The organism is Streptomyces zingiberis (genome assembly GCF_012034935.1).
Classification (GTDB): Bacteria; Actinomycetota; Actinomycetes; order Streptomycetales; family Streptomycetaceae; genus Streptomyces; species Streptomyces zingiberis.
The window spans coordinates 18,247-36,255 of record NZ_JAATEN010000001.1 but is presented as its reverse complement, the minus strand read 5'-3'; the positions used below and the strand labels follow the sequence as shown (position 1 = coordinate 36,255).

General features: G+C 75.5%; 10 protein-coding genes and 1 pseudogene. 7 read left to right on the top strand and 4 right to left on the bottom strand.

What is annotated here, in order from left to right; all coding sequences use genetic code 11:
• Positions 1–180: 180 nt before the first annotated feature.
• Positions 181–1,566, top strand: a complete 1,386-nt coding sequence (locus HCK00_RS00135; RefSeq protein ID WP_168099653.1) for a cryptochrome/photolyase family protein — start codon at positions 181–183, stop codon at positions 1,564–1,566.
• 358 nt (positions 1,567–1,924) lie between these two features.
• Here the strand turns inward: HCK00_RS00135 and HCK00_RS00130 are convergent.
• Positions 1,925–2,944: pseudogene (locus HCK00_RS00130) on the bottom strand (MerR family transcriptional regulator); the annotation flags it as partial.
• 213 nt (positions 2,945–3,157) lie between these two features.
• Between HCK00_RS00130 and HCK00_RS00125 the strand changes: the two are divergent.
• Positions 3,158–3,868 carry a sigma-70 family RNA polymerase sigma factor gene (locus HCK00_RS00125; protein WP_375781889.1) on the top strand — a complete coding sequence of 237 codons (711 nt, stop codon included), beginning with the start codon at positions 3,158–3,160 and terminating at the stop codon, positions 3,866–3,868.
• Here HCK00_RS00125 and HCK00_RS00120 read toward each other — a convergent pair.
• Together HCK00_RS00120 and HCK00_RS00115 are read right to left on the bottom strand one after the other, a co-directional pair.
• The gene (locus HCK00_RS00120; RefSeq protein ID WP_168099651.1) at positions 3,797–4,450 is read right to left on the bottom strand and encodes an HXXEE domain-containing protein; all 654 of its coding nucleotides are present in this window, start codon (positions 4,448–4,450) and stop codon (positions 3,797–3,799) included. The genes HCK00_RS00125 and HCK00_RS00120 overlap by 72 nt on opposite strands.
• 137 nt (positions 4,451–4,587) lie before the next feature.
• Complete coding sequence (locus tag HCK00_RS00115) at positions 4,588–6,018, bottom strand: ROK family transcriptional regulator (RefSeq protein ID WP_311765081.1); 1,431 nt, start codon at positions 6,016–6,018, stop codon at positions 4,588–4,590.
• 435 nt (positions 6,019–6,453) lie between these two features.
• Here HCK00_RS00115 and HCK00_RS00110 point away from each other — a divergent pair, with 435 nt between their 5' ends.
• The 4 genes from HCK00_RS00110 (at position 6,454) to HCK00_RS00095 (ending at position 12,595) form a co-directional block, all read left to right on the top strand.
• A complete protein-coding gene (locus HCK00_RS00110) occupies positions 6,454–8,151 on the top strand; it encodes an ABC transporter substrate-binding protein (protein ID WP_168099649.1) in 1,698 nt (565 codons plus the stop codon).
• A 224-nt stretch (positions 8,152–8,375) separates the two neighbouring features.
• Positions 8,376–9,365, top strand: coding sequence for an ABC transporter permease (locus HCK00_RS00105; protein ID WP_168099648.1), 990 nt, complete (start codon positions 8,376–8,378; stop codon positions 9,363–9,365).
• A gap of 24 nt (positions 9,366–9,389) precedes the next feature.
• A complete protein-coding gene (locus HCK00_RS28325; protein ID WP_168099647.1) occupies positions 9,390–11,468 on the top strand; it encodes a dipeptide/oligopeptide/nickel ABC transporter permease/ATP-binding protein in 2,079 nt (692 codons plus the stop codon).
• On the top strand, positions 11,465–12,595 hold the full coding sequence (locus HCK00_RS00095; protein ID WP_168099646.1) for an ABC transporter ATP-binding protein: 1,131 nt from the start codon (positions 11,465–11,467) through the stop codon (positions 12,593–12,595). Before HCK00_RS28325 ends, HCK00_RS00095 begins: the two co-directional genes overlap by 4 nt.
• Positions 12,596–12,621: 26 nt before the next feature.
• Here HCK00_RS00095 and HCK00_RS00090 read toward each other — a convergent pair whose 3' ends face one another.
• Positions 12,622–15,018, bottom strand: a complete 2,397-nt coding sequence (locus tag HCK00_RS00090; RefSeq protein WP_240965131.1) for an alpha-galactosidase — start codon at positions 15,016–15,018, stop codon at positions 12,622–12,624.
• A 330-nt stretch (positions 15,019–15,348) separates the two neighbouring features.
• Here HCK00_RS00090 and HCK00_RS00080 point away from each other — a divergent pair, with 330 nt between their 5' ends.
• Positions 15,349–18,006, top strand: coding sequence for a glycoside hydrolase family 2 protein (locus tag HCK00_RS00080; RefSeq protein WP_240965130.1), 2,658 nt, complete (start codon positions 15,349–15,351; stop codon positions 18,004–18,006).
• Positions 18,007–18,009 lie beyond the last annotated feature (3 nt).

The following is an 18,009-nucleotide window of genomic DNA, read 5'->3' as shown; positions in this document are numbered from 1 at the left end:
CCGATGGCCCTTACTCCCCTGACACTCCGCGTCACCGTCACCCCACCCCACCCCACCCCACCCCACCCCCCCCCACCCCACCCCGCGCCCGGACCCGGCCGGCCTTCCTCCTCGCGTCCCGTTCCCGTCCCCCCACCCCCACCCCCACACCCACACCCATCCGATCCCGGAAAGCGCGCCATGAACGTCTCGGTCTCGGTCGTCCTCTTCACCTCCGACCTGCGTCTCCACGACCACCCCCCGCTGCGCGCCGCGCTCGGCTCGGCGGATGCCGTCGTGCCGCTCTTCGTCCGGGACGAGGGCATCGAGGCGGCCGGCTTCCCCGCCCCCAACCGCCGCGCCTTCCTCGCTGACTGCCTGGCCGCCCTCGACACCGGGCTCCGCGAGCGCGGTGGCCGGCTCGTGGTGCGCTCCGGCCCGGTGGTCGAGCGGGTGTGCGAGGTCGCCGCCGAGGTGGGGGCCGCCGAGGTCCATCTGGCCGCGGGGGTGAGCGGGTACGCCCGGCAGCGGGAGCGGCGGCTGCGGGAGGCCCTGGCCGCGGCCGGGCGGCGGCTGGTCGCGCATGACGCGGTGGTGACGGTCGTCCCACCGGGGGCGGTGACCCCCTCCGGCGCCGGCAGCGATCACTTCGCCGTGTTCACCCCGTACTTCCGCCGCTGGTCGGCGGAGCCGCACCGGACCCCGCTGGCGGCGCCGCGCCGGGTGCGCGTGCCGGACGGGCCGGCTTCGGAGCCGCTGCCGGACCGCGCCTCCGTGGCGGGCGTCTCCCCGGGGCTGGCGGCGGGCGGCGAGAAGGCGGGCCGGTCCCGGGCCGCGTCCTGGTTCCGTCACGGCCTGGCCGCCTACGAGGAGCGCCATGACGACCTGGCGGGCGACGCCACCTCGCACCTCTCCGGGCATCTGCACTTCGGCACCGTCTCCCCGGCCGAACTGGCGCACCGGGCGCGGCGCGCGGGCGGCCCCGGCGGTGAGGCGTTCGTCCGTCAGCTCTGCTGGCGGGACTTCCACCACCAGGTGCTGGCCGCACGGCCCGCCGCCGCCCACGCCGACTACCGCGCACGGCACGACCGCTGGCGCACGGAGCGCGAGGCGGCCCCGGAGATCGCCGCCTGGCGGGAGGGGCGCACGGGTTACCCGGTGATCGACGCCGCGATGCGCCAGCTCCGCCACGAGGGGTGGATGCACAACCGGGGGCGGCTGCTCGTCGCGAGCTTCCTCACCAAGACCCTCTACGTCGACTGGCGGATCGGGGCCCGGCACTTCACCCGGTGGCTGGCCGACGCGGACCTCGCCAACAACCAGCTCAACTGGCAGTGGGCGGCGGGAACGGGCACCGACACCCGGCCGAACCGGGTGCTCAACCCCGTCACCCAGGGCCGGCGGTTCGACCGCGCCGGGGCGTACGTCCGGCGCTGGGTCCCCGAACTGGCGGAACTGGAACCGCCGTATCTCCACGAACCGTGGCGGCTGCCCGCGGCGGAACGCTCGCGGCTCGGCTATCCGGAGCCGATCGTCGACCTCACGGACGGGCTGCTCCGCTTCCGGCGCGCCCGCGGGCAGGAGTGAGCGTGGGCGCGCTGCCCGATCCGGGCGCCCCCGGGCCTTCCGGCGCCCCTGGGTGCTACGGCGCCCCCGGGCCTTCCGGTGCCCCCGGGCCTTCCGGTGCCCCCGGGCCTGCCGGCGCTGCCGGCACCGTCGGCGCTCCGCGGGGCGCCCGCGCTTCCGGGACTCCCGGTACGCCTCGGAGACCTGACGCGTCCCGAGCGTCCCGCACGGCCCGAGCGTCCCGCACGTCCCGAGCGTCCCGCACGGCCCGAGCGTCCCGCACGTCCCGAGCGTCCCGCACGTCCCGCACGTCCCGCACGTCCCGAGCGTCCCGCACGTCCCGCACGTCCCGCACGTCCTGGGCGCCCGGCGCGCCCGGCGCCTCCGGCCCGGTCAGCGCCCCGAGCGCCTCGCGCAGGGTCGCCGGGCGGACGGTGCCGGGCACGGCGGCGCCCGCCCAGCCCGGCCCGGCGAGCAGCACGGTGGGACGGGTCCGGGCGCCCTGGATGCCCCACTCGCCGGCGGCGGTGCGGAGCGCCAGGGCCCGGCTGGCCGTCGAACGGCTCTGCGACCACAGGACGACCGCCGCCGGCCCGGTGCGCCGCACGGCCGCGTCCAGCGCCTCGGGCGGCACGGCGCCCCCGAACATCCGTACGGTGACGCCCCGTTCGGCCAGCCCCGCGGCCAGCGCCTCCAGCGGCAGGGTGTGCTGCTCCGCCGGGACGCACGCCAGCAGCACCGGAGGGGTCCCGGCCGCGGGCGCGGCGGGCACCCGGCGCAGCGCCGAGGAGACGTGCCAGGAGAGCAGGTGCTCCACCTCGACATACCGCGACCCGGCCGTGGCCCACTTGCGGCCCGCCGCCCGCAGCGCGGGCACCATCACCTCCTCCCACGCCGTCACCAGCCCGTGCCGCGCGACGGCGGAGCCCAGCAGCCGCTCCACCGCCGCCGCGTCCAGCCGCACGGCGGCCCGCGCCAGCCCACGGCACTCCCGCACCACGTCGGGCCGTACCGGGCCGAGCGGCAGCCCGTTGCCCGACCCGGGCTCCCGCACCCGTATCCGCACCCGCTCCCGCCCCGCCGGCTCCGGCGCGGCGGACGGCGCGGGGTCCGGAAGCCGGGCGGGCCGGGGCAGGACGGCCCGCGCCGCCTCCGCCGGGGGGACGCCGGACGCGGTGAGCCGGCACATCTCCTCCAGCAGGGCGATGTCCTCCGGCGTCCAGCGGCGGTGGCGGCCCTCCGGGCGGGTGGCGGGGCCGATGCCGTAGCGCCGTTCCCAGGAGCGCAGGGTGGTGGGGGAGACCCCGAGCCGTCGCGCGACCGCTCCGGTGGGAAGCCCCGCCGGTACAGGCGTCGCCGCGCCCCCGTTCCGCCCCGTACGGTCCGCCGTGTCGCTCATGTGGCCAGCGTACGGCCGGTGCGCGGCCATTCCGATGCGCAAACGATGCGAGTTGCCCCCGCCTCCCGGGGCGTCCGAAGCTGACCGGACCGTGGCGCCGTGGAGGCGCCCGGTGGCGGCCCGCGCGCCCCGGTGGCCTCCCGGGAGCGCGCGGGCCCGCCCCCGTCCGCACCGCCGGCCCGTGCCGGCCCCGGCGTGAGGAGCGCAACGAACGTGTCGTCCACGGCCGCCCCCACCCCTCGCCCCGCCGTGCGCGGCGCCGTGGAAGGCCGCCGCTCCCGGGCCGTCCCCGCTCCGTTCGCGGCGTCCTCCGTCTGCGTCGCCTCCGCCCCCTCCGCCCCCTCTGGTCTTTCCGTCCCCGACGACGAGCTGGCCGCCGGCCTCCGCGCGGGTGACGAGGCGTGCCTGGCGGCGGTCCACCGGCGCTGGGGCGGTCTGGTGCACGCCCTGGCCCGCCGGGCGCTGGGCGACGAGCGCGAGGCCGAGGACGTCACGCAGCTCGTGTTCCTCGCCGCCTGGCGGGGCCGCGACGGCTTCCGCCCCGAGCGCGGGACGCTACCGGGCTGGCTCGCCGGGATCGCCCGGTACAAGATCGCCGACGCGCTGGCCGGCCGCACCCGCCGCGCGGAGCTGGTGGCCGTGGCGGGCGCGGCGCTCACCGGAGCGCCCGAACCGGCGCGGCCGGAGGCGGTCCTGGACCGCGTGGTGATCCGCCAGGAGCTGGAACGGCTGCCACCGGCGCAGCGCCAGGTCCTCCGGATGGCGTTCTACGAAGACCTGACGCAACGTCAGATAGCGGGCCGGACCGGGCTGCCCCTCGGCACCGTGAAGAGCCACGCCCGCCGGGGCCTGCTACGGCTGCGCACCACCCTGGGGCCGCAGGGCGCCCGTACCGCGGCGGGGGATCCGGACGAGGCGGCCTGACGGGAGCCGCGCGGCCGGGCGGCGGGGGGCCCGCGCCCGCCGGGCCAGCCGTCCGGCCCCGAAGGCGGCCAGGTGCACGCCGAGGATGCCCAGCGGGAACATCATGGCGCCGCTCACCACGTTCCGGGTGCCGACCTCCTGGAGGACTCCGGCGCGCCGCAGCTCACGCCAGGCCCAGAGCGAGAACGGGGCGACCACCAGCGGCGCGGTGACCACACCGGGGGTGTAACGGCCCAGGGCCGCGCTCTGGGCGACGTGGGAGACCGCGTGCAGCCCGAAACCGGCCAGCACGGTCTGGAAGAACGGTGACCGCCCGCCGGTTCTGGCTCCGTCGGCCGACGCCGCGCCGACCACCAGGCCCATCAGGCCGATGGCGGTGGCCGCGTGCCCGGGTGTCACGCTCATCGTGGCCCACACCCGCTCGGGGACCTTCGGGTGACGCCTGCGCAGCCGGTCCACCTCGGCCGCGGCCCAGCCGGGCATGGTGGCGAGTTCCTCCAGGTCGTGCACCGCGAAGGCGGCCAGCAGCCCCCAGGTGACCGCCGGGGGGACGCCCCCGGTCTCCGCTTCCCGCTCAGACATCCCGCTCCTCGAAGTTCGTCGTCGCTCGCGTCTGCACCGCTGCCCCGGCCCCCCGGCCGGGGGTACCACCGGGGAGGCGCCGCCGGCCCCGGGTGGTGCAGGGCCGGTCATGCTCGGCGCGCTGGCCCAGCAGATCGTCACCGCGGCTGTCGCCCGCCGGTCCGCGCGTGCGGTGGCGACGGCCGCTCAGGGGGCGCCCCGCTCCTGACGCCGGTCGGTGCCGGTCCGGCGGGGGGCGTCCGGACCGCCCCCGGTTCCGCGTCCGCGAGGTTGTCCGGGAGGCGCAGGCCCTGGCGGAGCGGGACCAGTTCGCTCTGGAGCACCATGGTGGCCGCGCCGATGGCCGGGGCCGTGGCGGCCGAGGCGGAGAGGCGGACGGTGACCGGGTGGGTGGCCCGGGAGAAGAAGGAGCGGTCCAGTTCCTCCTGGACGACGGGGAGGTAGGTGGCGCCCGCGATCGCCAGGCTCGGCCCGGTCAGCACCAGCAGTTCCAGGTCCATGACGTTGGCCAGGGTGCGGGCCGCCACCGCGAGGTGGCGGGCGGAGCGCTCCAGCAGGGCGCGGGCCGCGGGCTCCCCGGCGCGGGCGGCGCGCGCGACGGCCGCGAACTCCGCGACCACGGACGGACGGTGCCGCTCCCGGCCGTCGCTCCCGGTCAGCCCGGTGAGCCGGGCCAGCTCCCGGTCGGCGCGGGCGGCGGCGACCACGGCGGCCGGCCCGGCCAGCACCTCCGTGCAGCCGCGCGCCCCGCACCAGCACTCCGGGCCCTCGACGTCCAGGCAGACGTGGCCGATCTCGCCCGCGTTGCCGCTGGCCCCCCGGTAGGGGAGGCCGCCCACGAACAGGCCCGCGCCGATGCCCGTGCCCATGTAGAGCGCGGCGAAGGTGGCGGCGCCGCCGACGTCGCCGGACCAGTGCTCGCCGAGCGCCGCCGCCGTGGCGTCGTTGTCGAGGACGACGGGCAGGCCGGTGGCCTCCGCCAGCGCCCGGTCCAGCGGGTAGTCCTCCCAGGGCCGCATCGCGGGCGGGGTGAGCCGCATCCCGCTGGTGGGGGTGAGCGGGCCGGGGGAGACCAGGCCCAGGCCCAGCACCCGGCCCCGGTCCACACCGACGCCGTCGATCAGCGCGTCCACCTCCCCGGCCATCCGCGCGACGACCACCGGCGGGTCCTCGGCACCCGCACCGGCGCGGGACATCCGCGCGACGACCGCGCCGCCCAGGTTGGTCAGGACGTAGGTGAGGCCCGCCTGGTCGAGATGGACGCCGACCGCGTACCGGGCGGACCGGTTGAGCTGGAGCAGCACCCGCGGCTTGCCACCGGTGGACTCGGCCCGTCCGGTCTCCACCACCAGCCCGTCGTCGATGAGGCGGCGCACCACGGTGGAGATCGTCGCCCCGGTGAAGCCGGTGGCCCGCACCAGACCGACGCGGCTGATGGTGCCCGCGGCCCGGATCACGTCCAGGACGGCCGATCTGCTGCTGGTGTGCGGGGTGGACTGCGCCGGTCCGCCCGGTCCGCCCGGTCCGCCCGGTCCGCCGGATCCACCGGCTCCTACGGGTACGCCCACTGTGCCCTCCGCCCGCGCCGCTGATGCGCGCCCCACCGTACCCATGCCGTCCGGGCCGGGCGACGGCCTTACGTGGGGGCTCGGTTCCGTGGCCTGACGACGTGTCCCCCGGGTCCGCCGTTCCCGTGCGGCCGGCGGAGCCGGGCGCCGGCGGTGGCGCCACCGCGACGGCTCCCCCGTTCACCCGTGACGGCGCGGATCGCGGCGGCGGGGCGGCGGGGCGCTCATGAAGCCCCGTCCGAGGTCCGCGCGGGGGTGCCGGGTGTGCCACACCGGCCCTCAACATCCCACCGCTGCACGGGCCTTGACTTTGTTTATTCGGCGTCTTAACAATCTCCGACACATGGCGGGCCCAGGACGAGGGACCCCCGCGGAGGCGGCGGCTCGGCTCCGGTGACGGCTTCGGGCGTCACCCGGCGAGTGAGAGGACTGACGATGTTCCTGCAGCAGAACCGGGGGTCAGGGCGACGGCGGGGGCGCGTGCGCGCGGCGGGGGTCTCCCTGGCCGCGACGGCCGCCCTGCTCGCCGGGTGCTCCGGCGGCGGCGACTCGGGCCGCGGCGACGGCACCCTGATCGTCTACACCGGCCAGGCCGGCGACTACCAGATCAACTTCAACCCCTACGCCCCCGCCCGGCTCGACGGGGACGGCACCATCTTCGAGTCGCTCTTCTTCTACAACCTCACCAAGAACGAGGAGCCGCAGCCCCGGCTCGGCACCGAGTACGCCTGGAACGAGGACGGCACCGAGCTGTCGGTGACCCTCCGCGAGGGCGTCACCTGGAGCGACGGCGAGAAGTTCACCGCCGACGACGTCGTCTTCACCCTGGACATGATCGACAAGCACCCGACCCTCAACGCCGTGGGCTTCGAGGGCGAGGCCACGGCCGTCGACGACACCCATGTGAAGATCACCTTCGACAAGCCCTCCTTCCTGGACGGCCCGTACGTGCTCGGCCGGGTGTGGATGGTGCCCGAGCACCTCTGGCGCGGGATCAAGGACCCCTCGAAGGACGTCATCCGCGAGCCGGTCGGCACCGGCCCGTTCGCGCTCGACACCTTCAAGCCGCAGGCGTTCACCCTCAAGGCCAACCCCGATTACTGGGACGGCGAACCGGCCGTCAAGCGGATCCGCTACCTCTCCCTCTCCGGCAACCAGGCCGGCGCCGACGCCCTCGCCGCCGGGAAGATCGACTGGCAGACCGGCCCGGTGCCCGACATCGCCGGCGTCGAGAAGAACTACCCCGGCTACCGGGCCATCACGGTCCCCATGAACCAGACCGTGCTGATGACCTGCGCCGAGAAGGACCGGGGCTGCGAGGGCCCGCAGACCGACCCCGCCGTGCGGAAGGCGATCTACCACGCCCTGGACCGCACCCAGCTCAACGAACTGGCCTTCCAGTCCACCTCCTCCGCGATATCCCCCGGCTTCGCCCTCCCCGAGCGGGACAAGGCGCTCCTCTCCGACGGGCTGGGGGACCGGCTCGCGCCCATGCAGCCGCAGGTGAGCGAGGCGGCACAGCTCCTTGAGGAGGCCGGCTACACGAAGAACGGTGAGGGGATCTACGCCAAGGACGGCAAGGCCGTCGAACTCACCATCAAGGTCGTCACCGGCTGGACCGACTACATCACCGCCGTGGACACCATGGGCCAGCAGCTGAAGAAGGCCGGCATCAAGGTGACGCCGCAGCAGCTCTCCTGGAACGAGTGGTCCGACGCCCGCGGCCAGGGCCGCTTCGAGCTGCTGATCGACTCTCTCTACCAGGGGCCCTCCGCCGACCCCTTCTACCTCTACCACTACTTCTACTCCTCCGAGACCACCGCGAAGGTCGGCGAGACCGCCCAGCCGAACTACTCCCGCTGGTCGGACACGAGGGTCGACCGGGCGCTGGCCGCGCTCAAGGGCATCGACCGCGAGGACACCGCCGGGCGGCAGCCGCACTTCGACGCCATCCAGGAGGCGCTGGAGGAGGAGATGCCCTACATCCCCGTGCTGACCGCGGGCACCACCAGCGAGTACAACGCGGAGAAGTTCACCGGCTGGCCCAGCGAGGAGGACCTGTACGCCTTCCCCGCGGTCTGGCAGCGCCCCGACCACTCGGAGATCTTCAAGCGGCTGAAGCCCGCGGGGTGACGGGGAGCCGGCTCCGGAACCCACCGGAGCCGGCCACACCCGGCCGGGCCGCCCCCTGGGGGCCGCCGGCCGGGTGGGCGACGAGCGGTGACGAGCGGTTCGGCGGCGGTTCCGCCGGTGTTCACGATCCACCGGACGGCCCGGCGGGCAGGCCCGCCGTCCGGCCGGTTCCGAGGAGGAAGCATGCGCGGACCCACCCGCGACGGCGCGCCGGGCGGCGGCCCGTGAGGTACTACATCCGGAAGCTCGGGTTCTATGCGGTCGCCCTGTGGGCCGCGCTGACCCTGAACTTCTTCATCCCCCGGCTGATGCCGGGCAATCCGGTGGACACCCTGATGGCCCGGCTCGCCCAGCGCGGCGGCTCCGTGGACCCGTCGGTCCGCCGCGCGTACGAACTCCTCCTCGGCACCGACAGCTCGGAGCCGCTGTGGAACCAGTACCTCTCCTATCTGGCCGGGCTCGCCCGCGGCGACCTGGGGATCTCGGTCAGCGTCTTCCCGACCCCGGCCGCCGAGGTGATCCGGCAGTCGCTGCCCTGGACCATCGTGCTGGTGGGGCTGGCCACGCTGATCTCCTTCCTCCTCGGCGTCGGGCTCGGCATGTTCACCGGGTGGCGGCGCGGCACCTGGCTGGACCAGCTGGTGCCCGCCACCACGGTGCTGGCGGCGGTGCCGTACTTCTGGCTGGCGCTCATCCTGGTGGCGGTGTTCGGCTCCGCGCTCGGGTGGTTCCCGCTGCTCGGCGGCTACGACGTGATCCTGGACCCCGGCTGGAACGGGGAGTTCCTGGCCTCGGCCCTCTACCACGGCACCCTCCCCGCGCTCACCATCGTCATCTCCTCGGTGGGCGGCTGGCTGCTGGGGATGCGCAACATGATGGTCTCCACGGTGGACGAGGACTACGTCCTCACCGCCCGGGCCAAGGGGCTGCGGGAGCGGCGCGTCATGACGCACTACGCGGCGCGCAACGCGGTGCTGCCGTCGGTCGCCGGGTTCGCGATCTCCCTCGGCTTCGTCGTGGCCGGTTCCATCATCACCGAGCAGGTGTTCTCGTACCCCGGCATCGGCGGAAAGCTGCTCCAGGCCGTGCAGAACAACGACTACGCGCTGATGCAGGGGATCTTCCTGGTCATCACGGTGGCCGTGCTCGGCGCCAACCTCGTCGTCGATCTGCTGTACGGCCTCATCGACCCCCGTACCCGAGCCGGCGGCTGAGCCGGGGAGCCGAGGAGACGACCTGTGACGAATCTCAGCCCGGCCGTCGTCGAGACGGCCGAACCCGGCGCCGCCTCCCCGGACGGCGCCCCCGGCGCCGCGCCCGGACGGAAGGCCGCGGGCGGCTGGCGCTCCCTGGTGCCCCGCTGGTCGCCCAAGCTGGGCGTGGGATTGGGCCTGGTGGCCGCGATCGCCCTCTTCGGCCTGCTCGGGCCGCTGCTCACCGGGGATCCGGACACCGTCCGCAACTCCGGCATGGCGCCCCCCGGCGACGGCTTCCTGCTCGGCACCACCCAGACCGGCCAGGACGTCTTCGCCCAACTCGCGCACGCCACGCGGGGATCGCTCCAGATCGGCGTGCTGGTCGGCGTCCTCGCCACCGCTCTCTCCGCGCTCTTCGGCATCATCGGCGGCTACGCGGGCGGGGCGGTGGACGAGGGTTTCTCGCTCTTCTCCAACGTCATGCTGGTCATCCCCGGCCTGCCGCTGGTCATCGTGATCGCCGGGTTCGTCCCGGCGGCGCAGCGCGGCTGGTGGACCATCGCCGTGGTGCTGGCGATCACCGGCTGGGCGGCCTCGTCGCGGGTGCTGCGGGCGCAGACCCTGTCGCTGCGCAACCGGGACTACGTGGCCGCGGCGCGGGTGGCGGGGGAACGGCCTTGGCGGGTGGTCTCCGTGGAGATCCTGCCCAACCTGCTGCCGTTGCTGGCCTCGCAGTTCGTCTTCGCGGTCATCCTCGCCATCCTCAGTGAGGCGGGCCTGTCCTTCCTGGGCCTGGGCGCCTCCAACTCGCACACCCTGGGCACGATGCTCTACTACGCGCAGAACGGCTTCGCGCTCCAGCGGGAGGCGTGGTGGTGGTTCGTCCCGCCCGGGCTGGTCATCGCGGCCTTCGGCTGCGGCCTGTCGCTGATCAACTTCTCCATCGACGAGATCATCAACCCGCGGCTGCGGAACATCCCGCGCGGCCGGGCCGGGCTCCCCGGCTCCGTCTCCGCGGGGCGGGGCCCGGTGGCGCCCGCCCCCGGCGCGGGCGGCGGGGAGCGGCCCGGCGGGGACGCGGGCGGTCCGGAGACCGCGGACGGGCCCGAGGGGACGGCCGGGCCGGCCGGGACGTCCCATCCGGAGGGGACGGCCCATCCGGAGGGCGCGGGCGTCCGCCGGGATCCGGTGCTCACCGTGCGCGGACTGGACGTCGTCTACGCCGTCGAACCGCCGGTGCACGCCGTGCGGAACGTCTCCCTGACGCTCGGCCGGGGCGAGATCCTCGGTCTGGCCGGCGAGTCCGGCTGCGGCAAGACCACCCTCGCCTACGCGATCAACCGGCTGCACCGGCCGCCCGCCGAGGTCACCGCGGGCTCGGTGGTCTTCCACGACCGTCCCGGCGCCGGCGGCGGGACCGGCCGGGACATCGACGTCCTCGCCCTGGAGAGCGAGGAGCTGCGCGCCTTCCGCTGGTCGAAGCTGTCCATGGTCTTCCAGGGCGCGATGAACGCGCTCAACCCCGTGCTCTCCGTCCACGACCAGCTCGACGACGTGCTGACGACGCACCGACCCGCGATGACCCGGGCCGAGCGCGCCGCCCGGTGCGCGGAGGTGCTGCGCCTGGTCGGGGTGGACCCGCGGCGGCTCGACTCCTACCCGCACGAGCTCTCCGGCGGGATGCGCCAGCGCGTCATGATCGCCATGGCGCTGCTGCTGGACCCCCAGGTGATGATCATGGACGAGCCCACCACGGCGCTCGACGTGGTCGTCCAGCGCTCGATCCTCCGCGAGATCCTGCGCTTCCGCGACGAACTGGGCTTCGCCGTCGTCTTCATCACCCACGACCTGCCGCTGCTGCTGGAGCTGAGCGACCACATCGCGGTGATGCGGGACGGCGAGGTCGTGGAGTACGCGACGGCCGAACGGATCAAGGAGCACCCCCGCCACCCCTACACGCGGAAGCTCCTAGGTTCCTTCCCCAGCCTCACCGGGGAGCGCGGCTCCTTCATCCGCACCGGTGAACCCGGTGAACCCGGCACCCCCGGCCGGCCCGGCGAGCGGGACCGGGACGGGCTCCACCCCGACGAGCACCACCCGGACGAGAGGGCACCGCGATGACCACGCTGGAGGTACGGGACCTGGTCAAGGACTTCTCCCTCCGCTCCGGGCTGCGCCACGCGCGGTTCCGCGCGGTGGACCGGGTCTCCTTCACCCTCGTGCCGGGCCGGACGGTCGCCCTGGTCGGGGAGTCCGGCTCGGGCAAGTCCACGGTGGCCCGCGTGATCGCCCGGCTGGAGAAGCCCACCGCGGGCACCGTCACCGCGGTGGACGCGGACGGCGGGCGGATCGGCGGCCGCGCCTACCGCCACCACGTCCAGATGGTCTTCCAGGACCCCTTCGCCTCCCTGAACCCCTTCCACACCGTCGAGCACCATCTCGTCCGGCCGCTGAAGCTCCACGGCCGGGCGCACGGGAGGGAGGACCTGCGGCGCCGGGCCGAACAGTTGCTGGAGCGGGTCAACCTCACCCCGGCGGCCTCCGTCGCCGGCCGCCGCCCGCACGAACTCTCCGGAGGGCAGCGGCAGCGCGTCGCCATCGCCCGCGCGCTGGCGCCGGGGGCGCGGGTCGTCATCGCCGACGAGCCGGTCTCCATGCTGGACGTCTCCATCCGGCTGGGCGTGCTCAACCTGCTCGCCCGGCTCCAGCGCGAGGACCGCCTGGCCGTCCTCTACATCACCCACGACCTCGCCACCGCGCGCCACTTCTCCGACGAGATCCTGGTGATGTACCGGGGCCGGGTGGTGGAGCGCGGCGCCGCGGACGACGTCATCCTCACCCCCCGGCACCCGTACACCCGGCTGCTGGCCGCCGCCGCCCCCGACCCGGAGTCCGGCCGGGGCCGCGCCGAACTGCTCGCCGGGAACGGCGCGCCGGAACCCGCCACGGCCACGCCGCCGCCCGCCGACTCCGGCTGCGCCTTCCGCGACCGCTGCCCGCACGCCATGGAGATCTGCTCCCGCCCGGTGCCCGAGCACACGGCCGGTGCGGGCGAACGCTCCCACACGGCCCTGTGCTGGCTGTACGCGGACGAGGCACGCGGAGCGCGCCCGGCCCCCGCCGGAACGGGCGCGGCCACGGGCGCGGCCCCGGACACGGCGGGACGGGCCCGGACGGGCGCGGCCACGGACACGCCCACGAACACGCCCACGGACACGGCGGGACGCGGCGGGACGGCGGAACGGTAGCGGTGGCGGTGGCCGCGGCCACCCTCTCAGCCCACGCGGACCGCCCGGAGCAGCACCAGCCGCTCCGGGAAGAGCACCGGGGCCTGGAGACCGGCCGCCCCGAGCGCGCGACCGGTCAGTTCGACGCCCTCCGGGGTCCACCAGGGCAACGGGACCCCCCACCGGTGCGCGTTGCCGTCCGGCACGTCACCGGGCGGCTGCGGGCGCACCCGGTACACGGCGTCCGGGTCCAGCCCGGGCAGCCGCACCGGACCGGTCGGGTACGACTCCGAGGTGGCGGTCGCCACCAGGGCGTACACCGCCTCCGAGCGGTCGCCGGCCACCACTCCGTGCAGCTGGTACGCCGGGTCGGGGTGGTCGGCGTGCACGGCGGTGCCGGAGTGCAGCAGGGGACGGAGTTCCTTGTAGAGCGCCACCCATGCGGCGAGCCGCGCCCGTTCGGGCTCCTCCGCGCGGGTCAGGTCCCACTCGATCCCGAAGTGGCCGAAGAGGGCCGTGCCGGCGCGGAAGTCGAGGGTGTGCCGGCGGCCGGTGGTGTGGGAGACCTCCGCGCCGACATGGGTGCCCATCAGCTCCAGCGGGATCAGGACGTTGGTCCACCACTGGATCCGCTGCCGTTCCAGCGCGTCGATGCAGTCCGAGACCCAGACCCGGTCGGTGCGCTCCAGGATCCCGAGATCCACCCGCGCGCCGCCGGAGGAACAGGACTCGATCTCCACCCCGGGGTGGCGCCGGCGGATCTCGTCCAGCAGCCGGTACGTGGCGAGGGTCTGGCCGTGGACCCCGGCGCGCCCGGTGGGCCGGTGCCCGGCCTCCACCAGATCACGGTTGTGGTCCCACTTGAGGTAGCCGATCGGGTAGGTGGTGAGCAGCTCGTCCAGGCGCTCCAGGAGGTAGGCGTACGCCTCCGGGCGGGCCAGGTCGAGCACCTGCTGGGAGCGGGCCGCGCCGGGCAGCCGGCCGCCGGTGGCCATGATCCAGTCGGGGTGGGCCCGGGCCAGTCCGGAGTCCTCGTTGATCATCTCCGGCTCCACCCAGAGCCCGAACTCCATGCCGAGCGCCGTCACATGGTCCGTCAGCGGGGTGAGCCCCCGCGGCCAGACCTCGTCGGAGACGTACCAGTCCCCCAGCCCGCGCCGGTCGTCCCGGCGGGCGCCGAACCAGCCGTCGTCCAGCACGAACCGCTCGGCGCCCACCGCGGCGGCCGCGTCCGCCAGCCGCTTCAGCCGGTCCAGGTCGTGGTCGAAGTAGACGGCCTCCCAGGTGTTGCAGGTGACGGGGCGGGGCGTGACGGGGTGGTGCGCGCGGGCGCGCAGCGTGCGGTGGAAGCGGGCGGCCAGCTCGTCCAGCCCGTCGCCGTGGCTCCCGTACTGCCAGGGGGTGGTGTACGTGGCGCCGGGCTCCAGCACCACTTCCCCGGGCGCCAGCAGTTCCCCGGAGCCGAGCAGCGACACGGAGTGGAAGGTGCGCTCCGCGAACGTGCGGTGGTTGCCCGACCAGGCGGTGTGCACGCCCCAGACCGCGCCGGAGCGGTGCCCGAACCCGGCCTCCCCGGCGACCAGCAGATACGCGGAGTCGTACCCGGTGCGGCCGGTGCGGTTCTCCCGCATCCGCAGCCCGTGGCCGAACGCCGTCCGCTGCGGGCTCCGTTCGCGCAGGTGGCGGCCGGTGAAGTCGAGCAGTTCCACGGCCTCGGCGGGCACCGGGAGGGTGAGGTGGAGAGCGTCGACGGAGAAGGGCGTGGCGCCGTGGTTGGTGAGCGCGGCCCGCTGGCGGACCAGCCCGGCCGGGGAGAGCTCGACGGTGAGGTCCAGTTGCAGGCCGGCGGTGGCGTCGGCCGCGCGTACGGTGAGCCGGCCTCCGGAGCCGGCCCGCGGTGTGTCCCGGCCGTGCTCCCGGGGGCCGCGGTCCCGCGTCTCCCCGTCCCGCGTCTCCCGATCCCGGGCGGCCCGGTCCTCCGCCTCCGGGTCCTGTTCCCGGGCGGCCCGGTTCCGTTCCCGTGTGGCCCGTGTGGCCCGTGCGGCCCGTGTGGGGGTCCGGTCCGGGGCCGGTCCGCGCCCGTCCGTCGGCTGCCCGGGGGTGAGCCGGGTCCGTGTCACCCGGAACGCGGTGGAGAAGTCGGCGCCCGCCCGGTGGCCCACCAGCCCGGGGGTGCCCAGCCAGCCCGCCGACTGCTCGGGCACCACGGCCACGTCCACCGGGCCGTCGACGGAGAAGCCGATCGGCTGGCACCGCCGGGCGAGCCGGAACTGCTCCAGCCCGGCCGGGGGCAGCTCACCCAGATCGGGCCCCCAGTGCAGGACGCGGGGCAGGCCGGAGCCGGAGAGGTCGAGGATCAGCCCCACACCGGCGGCGCGCAACTGCACGACGCCGGTGACCGCCTCACCGTCGGCTGCGGTGCCGGGGTGCGGCGTTGCGGTCATCGGCGTCCTCCTCGTCGGTGGCGCGGTGGCGCGGTGGCGCGGTGGCGCGGTGGCGCGGTGGCGCGGTGGCCGGACGGCCCGCCGGTCCCGGTGCGGGGCCCACGGGTGTCCCGGCCGCCCGGCCGGTCACGGCGCTGTTGACTTACTTAATTCGGCGGCGTAAGAATCCTCAGCATTCCGCACGGTTCCCGGGTCGCACAAGAGGAACTCCCGCGTCCGGCACAGGGGTTCGCCGTCCCGCCGTCCCGCCGTCCCGCCGTCCCGCCGTCCCGCCGTACCCGGCCCGTGGCCGCTGCCGCGCCTCCGGCCCCGACCGAGGAGTGATCGAGGATGATCCGTCAGACTCTGGACGCGGGCTGGCAGCTGACCGCCACCGGCGGCCCCGTACCCCCCGAGGTGGCCGGACGCACCCTGCCCGCCCGGGTCCCCGGCTCCACCCACCTCGATCTGCTGGCCGCCGGACTGATCCCCGACCCCTACCTCGACCGCACCGAGGAGGAGCTGGTCTGGCTGCACCGCACCGACTGGCGCTACGACCTCACCTTCGAGGCGGAACCGCCCGCCCCCGGCGAGCGGGTGGACCTCGTCTTCGACGGGCTGGACACCGTCGCGGAGATCGAGCTGAACGGCCGGGCCCTCGGCGCCACCGCCAACATGCACCGCTCCTACCGCTTCGACGCGCGCGCGGCCCTGCGCGGCGGCGCGAACCGGCTCACCGTCTCGTTCCGCTCCGCGCTGGAGTACGCCGAGGAGATGGAGCGGCGGCTCGGCGCCCGCCCGCACGTCAACGCGCACCCGTTCAACATGATCCGGAAGATGGCCTGTTCCTTCGGCTGGGACTGGGGCCCCGACCTCCAGACGGCGGGCATCTGGCAGCCGGTGCGCCTGGAGCGCTGGACCACCGCGCGGCTCGCCGGGGTGCGCCCCCTGGTGACCGTCGGCGAGGACGGCGCCGGCCGCGTGGAGCTCCACGCCACCGTCGAGCACGCGGGGCCCCACCCCGGCTCTGCCCGGGCCGCCACCGGCGGCCGGCCGGCGGGTCCCGCCGGCTCCGGTGACGCCACCGGGGCCGGAGCCGCCTCCGCCGGCACCGCGGCGTCCGCCGGGGATGCCGCCGCGGCGTCCCCCGCCGCCGCCCCGCCCGGGGACGCGCCCCCCGCGGACCTGCTGCTCACCGTCACCGTCGCCGGGCGGGAGGGCGGGGTGCGCGTCCCGGCGGGTGCCACCGAAGCCGTGATCACCCTGGACGTCCCGGACATCCGTCTCTGGTGGCCCGCCGGCCACGGCGAACAGCCCCTCTACGCGCTGGGCGTGGAACTGCGCCCCGGCGACGGCGGACCCGTGCTGGACTCCGCCGCCCACCGCGTCGGCTTCCGCACGATCACCGTGGACACCACCCCCGACGACATCGGCACCCCCTTCACCCTCGTCGTCAACGGCCGACCCCTCTTCGCCAAGGGCGCCAACTGGATCCCCGACGACCACTTCCTCACCCGGGTCACCCGCGAACGGCTCGACCGCCGGATCGGCCAGGCGCTCGGCGCGCACATGAACCTGCTCCGCGTCTGGGGCGGCGGCCGCTACGAGTCCGAGGACTTCTACGACCTCTGCGACGAGCGCGGCGTCCTCGTCTGGCAGGACTTCGCCTTCGCCTGCGCCTCCTACCCCGAGGAGGAGCCGCTGTGGAGCGAGGTGGAGGCGGAGGCGCGCGAACAGGTCACCCGGCTGAGCCCGCACCCCTCGCTCGCGCTGTGGAACGGCGCCAACGAGAATCTCTGGGGCCACCGCGACTGGGGCTGGCCCGAGCGGCTCCAGGGCCGTACCTGGGGCCTGCGCTACTACACCGAGCTGCTCCCGGCGATCGTCGCCGGACTCGACCCCACCCGCGGTTACGCCGCCAACAGCCCGTACAGCCCCGGCCTCCCGCCGGACGAGGTCCACCCCAACGACGCCGACCACGGCACCCGGCACGAGTGGCGGGTGTGGAACGAGCTCGACTACACCGCCTACCGGGACCACATCCCCCGGTTCTGCTCGGAGTTCGGCTTCCAGGCGCCGCCCACCACCGCCACCCTGGCGGACTGGATCCACGACGAGCCCCTCACCGCCACCTCGCCCGCCTTCCTGCTCCACCAGAAGGCCGAGGACGGCCACGGCAAGCTGGAGCGCGGCTACGCCCCGCACCTGCCCCGGCCGGCCGGCTTCGCCGACTGGCACTGGACCACGCAGCTCAACCAGGCCCGCGCCGTCGCGTTCGGCGTCGAGCACTTCCGCTCCTGGTGGCCGCGGACCGCGGGCTCGGTCGTCTGGCAGCTCAACGACTGCTGGCCCGTGACCTCCTGGGCGGCGATCGACTCCGGGGAGCGCCCCAAGCCGCTCTGGTACGCCCTCAGGCACGCCTACGCGCCCCGGCTGCTCACGGTGCAGCCCCGGGACGGCGTCCCCGTGCTCGCCGCCGTCAACGACACGGACGAGCCGTGGACGGGCGCCGTGGCCGCCGTGCGACAGGCGTTCGACGGAACCGTGCTGGCCACGGCTACCATCGAGCTGGACGTGGCCCCCCGGGCGGTGGCCACGCACCGGCTCGCCCCGTCGCTGCTCACACCCGCCGACCCCACCCAGGAGGTGCTCGTGCTGACGCCGACGCCGACGCCGACGCCCGGCCCCGGCGCCGCGCGCGCCGTGCACCTCTTCGCCGAGGACCGCGAACTCGCCTACGCGCCGGACCCGTTGACGGCCCGCGTCACCCCGGTCCCGGGGGGCTACCGGATCGACGTCCGCGCGGCGTCCTTCGCCCGCGACATCGCCGTGCTGGCCGACCGGCTCGCCCCCGACGCCGTCGTGGACGACATGCTGGTCTCCCTCCCGGCCGGGGAGCGCCACTCCTTCACCGTCCGCACGGCGGCGCGGCCCGCGCCGGAACAGCTCACCGGAGCGCTCGTGCTGCGCACCGCCAACGCCCTGTGCGCCCCGGCGGTGTCTTCCTGAGTG

Bases quoted from the DNA above. Each gene is read 5' to 3' on its own strand.
- HCK00_RS00135 (WP_168099653.1), top strand. From the start codon at position 181: ATGAACGTCTCGGTCTCGGTCGTCCTCTTCACCTCCGACCTGCGTCTC.
- HCK00_RS00120 (WP_168099651.1), bottom strand. From the start codon at position 4,450: ATGTCTGAGCGGGAAGCGGAGACCGGGGGCGTCCCCCCGGCGGTCACC.
- HCK00_RS00110 (WP_168099649.1), top strand. From the start codon at position 6,454: ATGTTCCTGCAGCAGAACCGGGGGTCAGGGCGACGGCGGGGGCGCGTG.
- HCK00_RS00095 (WP_168099646.1), top strand. From the start codon at position 11,465: ATGACCACGCTGGAGGTACGGGACCTGGTCAAGGACTTCTCCCTCCGC.
- HCK00_RS00090 (WP_240965131.1), bottom strand. From the start codon at position 15,018: ATGACCGCAACGCCGCACCCCGGCACCGCAGCCGACGGTGAGGCGGTC.
- HCK00_RS00080 (WP_240965130.1), top strand. From the start codon at position 15,349: ATGATCCGTCAGACTCTGGACGCGGGCTGGCAGCTGACCGCCACCGGC.